This is a genomic window from Streptomyces sp. YS-3, from assembly GCF_045257485.1.
Taxonomy (GTDB): domain Bacteria; phylum Actinomycetota; class Actinomycetes; order Streptomycetales; family Streptomycetaceae; genus Streptomyces.
This window is the reverse complement of the sequence record NZ_JBJHPC010000531.1, coordinates 1-4,950: the sequence shown is the minus strand read 5'-3', so window position 1 is coordinate 4,950 and position 4,950 is coordinate 1. Positions and strand designations below refer to the sequence as shown.

Below are 4,950 nucleotides of genomic sequence, written 5' to 3'. Positions count from 1 at the left end.
GTCGCGGGGGTGGGCGCGGAAGCGGGCGCGGAGCGGGGCACGGCACGAGGGTAAGGCGCTAAACATATTTTCGGAACTGTCGGACCACGCTGTGGACAACGCCGTGGGCCGGACCGGGGCCGTCCCATAAAGTGGCCCCCATGACACCTGCGCTGCTGGATCGGGCCCTCGTCGAGGAGGCCACCAAGAAGTCCGGGCTGATCTGGGTGCGGGGCACCGGGACCGCCGACCGCGCCCTGTGGCACGTGTGGCACGAGGGCGCGGCGTACGTGGTGGGCGGTGGCCCCGGCGAGCAGCCGCTGGAGGGCCTGACCGACGGCGGTACCGCCGAGGTCACCGTCCGCAGCAAGGACAAGGGCGGTCGCCTGGTCGCCTGGACGGCCGCGGTGAGCGAGGTGGCGCCGGGGAGCGAGCTGTGGGCGGCGGTGGCCGCCGAGCTGAAGGCCAAGCGGCTGAACGCGCCGGACGGCGAGGCGGTGACGGGCCGCTGGGCGCGGGAGTGCCGGGTGCTGTGCCTGGCGCCGGCCGAGGTCCGCACGGAGATGCCCTCGGGCTCGCTGGCCGCGGCGCCCGTGGAGACCCCGGCCACCACGCGTGAGCCCGTCCCGGCGGCGCTGCCACGGCTGCTGATGAAGCGCGGGCGGGGCCGCAAGCGGGGCTGAGCGGCGCGGTGCCGGATGCCGTGCCGTGCGTCTGCGGACCGTGGTGGGTTGCTCGCGCGGTTCCCCGCGCCCCCAGGTGCCCAGCGGCGCGGCCCTACGTCTTCGGGAGTCTGCTCCCGTAATCCACCGTCGCGTCCTTCGCCGGCGCCGCCAGCGGGAAGTCCTGGTTCCAGTCGCCCAGTTCGAGCACGCCCGCACCGCCCGCCCGCTCGAAGCGCAAGGGGTAGGGAGTGCCCTGGAGCGAGACGTCGAGCGTGCCGTTCTCGCCGTCCTTGCCCGCCTTGACGCGGATGGTGCCCACCTCGCCGACCTTGGAGCGGTCACCCTTGGACAGCTCGCCCTGGAGCCCGAGCATGCCCTTCAGGAGCGCGCCCTTGTCCGTGAAACCGCGCAGCTCCTGGTACGAGGGGTCGCCCGAGGGCACCTTGACGTACTTGTCGTCGAGCTGCCTGCCCGCGGCCGACGCGCTCCCCGAACCGCCGTGCTTGTCGTCCCGGTGCGCCCAGAACGCGGCGTCGGCCTTCAGATAGAGCTCGTCGCCCACCCGCAGCAGCCCGAACGTGGTGTTCTTGGAGGTGACCGTGCCGGTGGCGCCGTTCTTCTTCAGCCGCATGTCGATCTTGTACGATCCGCTCTTGCTGACCAGCGTGCCGCTGAGGTGCACCGCGTCGGCGCCGTCCGCCGCCGTGCGCGCCTTGCCCTCGATCTCGGGGGCGGAGAGCCTGCCGACGCCGTTGGTCCCCTCGTCCGGGTCCGAGGAGCACGCCGTGACGGCCGTGGCGAGCCCCGCGCAGAGCGCCACGGGCAGCGCGGCCCGGCGCGCCCGTACGGACAGGGAGCGAGTGGTCACCGGCACACAGCCTTTCGTCGAAGCGCGCGAGGTGGGGGGCGCGAAGTCGGGGTCGGCAGACCGCACCCTACCCGGGCCGTCCACACCGCCCGGCAGAGAGCCGTACGGACCCCCCACAAGGGCGTACCGGATGGGCACCGGCTAGCCTGAATCAGATATTCAGCGTCATTTCAGGCCAGGACAGGGTCGGATCACGCCCCAGAGGAGGCGCTCAGCATGGCGGCAGGCGCCCCCCGGATCTTCGTCTCGCACCTCTCCGGCGTCGCCGTCTTCGACCCCAACGGCGACCAGGTGGGCCGGGTGCGTGATCTGGTCGCCATCCTGCGCGTCGGCCGCCGCCCGCCCCGGCTGCTCGGCATCGTCGTCGAGGTGGCCGGCCGCCGGCTGATCTTCCTGCCGATGACCCGGGTCACCGGCGTCGAGTCCGGCCAGGTCATCACCACCGGGGTGGTCAACCTGCGCCGCTTCGAGCAGCGCCCCACCGAACGCCTGGTCCTGGGCGAACTGCTGGACCGCCGGGTCACCGTCGTCGAGAGCGGCGAAGAGGTGACGGTCCTGGACGTGGCCATCCAGCAACTCCCCGCCCGCCGCGACTGGGAGATCGACAAGGTCTTCGTACGGCGCGGCAAGGGCGGCGCCCTGCGGCGCAAGGGCGAGACCCTGACCGTCGAGTGGTCGGCCGTCACCGGCTTCTCGCTGGAGGAGCACGGCCAGGGCGCCGAGAACCTGCTCGCCACCTTCGAGCAGCTGCGCCCCGCCGACCTCGCCAACGTGCTGCACCACCTCTCCCCCAAGCGCCGCGGCGAGGTGGCCGCCGCCCTCGACGACGACCGGCTCGCGGACGTCATGGAGGAGCTGCCCGACGACGACCAGGTGGAGATCCTCGGCAAGCTGAAGGACGAGCGGGCCGCCGACGTCCTGGAGGCGATGGACCCCGACGACGCCGCCGACCTGCTCTCCGAGCTGCCCGAGGAGGACAAGGAGCGCCTGCTCACCCTGATGCAGCCGGACGACGCGGCGGACGTGCGCAGGCTCCTGTCGTACGAGGAGCGCACCGCGGGCGGTCTGATGACCACCGAGCCGATCGTGCTGCGCCCGGACGCCACGGTCGCCGACGCCCTCGCGCGCGTACGCCAGCAGGACCTCTCGCCCGCGCTCGCCGCGCAGGTGTACGTGTGCCGGCCGCCCGACGAGACGCCGACCGGCAAGTACCTGGGCACGGTGCACTTCCAGCGGCTGCTGCGCGACCCTCCGTTCACCCTGGTCTCCTCGATCGTGGACGCCGACCTGCCGCCGCTCTCCCCCGAGACGCCGCTGCCCGCCGTGACCGCGTTCCTCGCCGCGTACAACATGGTCGCCGCGCCCGTCGTGGACGACAGCGGCTCCCTGCTGGGCGCGGTCACCGTCGACGACGTCCTGGACCACCTGCTGCCCGAGGACTGGCGCGAGGCGGAGTTCCACGGCGCCGAGGGGGGCACGGATGGCTGACCGCACCGAGGAGCGCGAGCGCATGCGCACGGCCGGGGCGAGCGCCGTCCCGCGCGGCCCGCGCGCCCGTCTCGACCAGCCGCGCGCGCCCCGGCGGCGCCTGCTGCCCGAGTACGACCCGGAGGCGTTCGGCCGCTTCTCCGAGAAGATCGCCCGCTTCCTGGGCACCGGACGGTTCATCGTCTGGATGACCCTGGTGATCATCCTGTGGGTGGTCTGGAACATCTTCGCGCCGGCCTCGCTCCGCTTCGACCAGTACCCGTTCATCTTCCTGACCCTGGCCCTCTCCCTCCAGGCCTCCTACGCGGCCCCGCTGATCCTGCTCGCGCAGAACCGGCAGGACGACCGCGACCGGGTCAACCTGGAGCAGGACCGCAAGTCCAACGAGCGCTCCATCGCCGACACCGAGTACCTCACCCGGGAGATCGCCGCGCTGCGGATGGGCCTCGGCGAGGTCGCCACCCGCGACTGGATCCGCTCGGAACTGCAGGACATGATCAAGGAGATGGAGGACCGGCGCGTGGTATTCCCGCCGGAGGCCCCGCACGGAAGTGACGAATCCGACCGCCGTTAGGCCTTTCCGGGGGCGGCACCCGGCGCCGTACCATCTCCGTATGGTTACGGATGACGCGGTGCGCGAGGCACTGGCGACGGTGAACGACCCAGAGATCCACCGACCGATCACTGAGCTCGGCATGGTCAAGACGGTTGAGATCGGGGCGGACGGGGCGGTCGCTGTCACGGTGTACCTGACGGTCTCCGGCTGCCCGATGCGCGAGACGATCACGAAGAACGTGACCGAGGCGGTCGAGCGGGTCGAGGGCGTCACGCGCGTCGACGTCACGCTCGACGTGATGAGCGACGAGCAGCGCAAGGAGCTCGCGGCGTCGCTGCGCGGCGGCACCGCCGAGCGCGAGGTGCCCTTCGCCAAGCCCGGCTCGCTGACCCGGGTCTACGCGGTGGCGTCCGGCAAGGGCGGTGTCGGCAAGTCCTCGGTGACGGTGAACCTGGCCGCGGCGATGGCGGCGGACGGGCTGAAGGTCGGTGTCGTCGACGCCGACATCTACGGGCACTCGGTGCCCCGCATGCTGGGCGTGGACGGCCGTCCCACCCAGGTCGAGAACATGATCATGCCGCCGTCGGCGAACGGTGTGAAGGTCATCTCCATCGGCATGTTCACCCCGGGCAACGCCCCGGTGGTGTGGCGCGGTCCGATGCTGCACCGCGCCCTCCAGCAGTTCCTGGCCGATGTCTACTGGGGCGACCTGGACGTCCTGCTGCTCGACCTGCCCCCGGGCACCGGTGACATCGCGATCTCGGTGGCCCAGCTGGTCCCGAACGCGGAGATCCTGGTCGTCACGACCCCGCAGCAGGCCGCCGCCGAGGTGGCCGAGCGGGCGGGCTCGATCGCGGTCCAGACCCACCAGAAGATCGTCGGCGTCGTCGAGAACATGGCGGGCCTGCCCTGCCCGCACTGCGACGAGATGGTCGACGTGTTCGGCACCGGCGGCGGTGAGAAGGTCGCGGAGGGCCTGACGAAGACCACCGGCGCCAACGTGCCGGTGCTCGGCTCGATCCCGATCGACGTCCGTCTGCGCGAGGGCGGCGACGACGGCCGTCCGGTCGTCCTCTCCGACCCGGACTCCCCCGCGGGCGCGGCGCTGCGGGCCATCGCGGGCAAGCTGGGCGGACGCCAGCGCGGTCTGTCGGGCATGTCGCTGGGGATCACCCCGAGGAACAAGTTCTAGATCTGCCGTTACGTGTAAGGGGCGTCCCCCATGGGGAGGCGCCCCTTACGCATACCCGGCCGCCGGTGCTCGGGGAAGCACGAGCGGCCCAGGGCGGCCGACGGCGGCGCGAAGACCCTCCGCTACGCGTACGAGGTGATGTCCTCCACCACCGCGAACCCGAGCCCGTACGCGCTCATCCCCCGCCCGTACGCCCCCAGGT

At 72.2% G+C, this 4,950-nt stretch carries 5 protein-coding genes; 4 read left to right on the top strand and 1 reads right to left on the bottom strand.

Annotated elements, in window-relative coordinates; genetic code table 11:
* Positions 1-140 precede the first annotated feature (140 nt).
* Complete coding sequence (locus tag ACJA3G_RS29950; RefSeq protein ID WP_406556175.1) at positions 141-662, top strand: hypothetical protein; 522 nt, start codon at positions 141-143, stop codon at positions 660-662.
* Between the two features lie 94 nt (positions 663-756).
* Here the strand turns inward: ACJA3G_RS29950 and ACJA3G_RS29945 are convergent, their stop codons facing one another.
* Positions 757-1,512 carry a hypothetical protein gene (locus tag ACJA3G_RS29945; RefSeq protein WP_406556174.1) on the bottom strand — a complete coding sequence of 252 codons (756 nt, stop codon included), beginning with the start codon at positions 1,510-1,512 and terminating at the stop codon, positions 757-759.
* Positions 1,513-1,728: 216 nt separating this feature from the next.
* On the opposite strand from ACJA3G_RS29945, the gene ACJA3G_RS29940 reads away from it, so the two are divergent.
* The 3 genes from ACJA3G_RS29940 to ACJA3G_RS29930 are packed head-to-tail and all read left to right on the top strand — an operon-like array spanning position 1,729 to position 4,748.
* Entirely contained in the window at positions 1,729-3,000 is a 1,272-nt protein-coding gene (locus ACJA3G_RS29940) for a magnesium transporter MgtE N-terminal domain-containing protein (RefSeq protein ID WP_406556173.1), read from the top strand.
* Positions 2,993-3,574 carry a DUF1003 domain-containing protein gene (locus ACJA3G_RS29935; RefSeq protein ID WP_406556172.1) on the top strand — a complete coding sequence of 194 codons (582 nt, stop codon included), beginning with the start codon at positions 2,993-2,995 and terminating at the stop codon, positions 3,572-3,574. Before ACJA3G_RS29940 ends, ACJA3G_RS29935 begins: the two co-directional genes overlap by 8 nt.
* Before the next feature lie 40 nt (positions 3,575-3,614).
* On the top strand, positions 3,615-4,748 hold the full coding sequence (locus tag ACJA3G_RS29930) for an Mrp/NBP35 family ATP-binding protein (protein WP_406556171.1): 1,134 nt from the start codon (positions 3,615-3,617) through the stop codon (positions 4,746-4,748).
* Positions 4,749-4,950 lie beyond the last annotated feature (202 nt).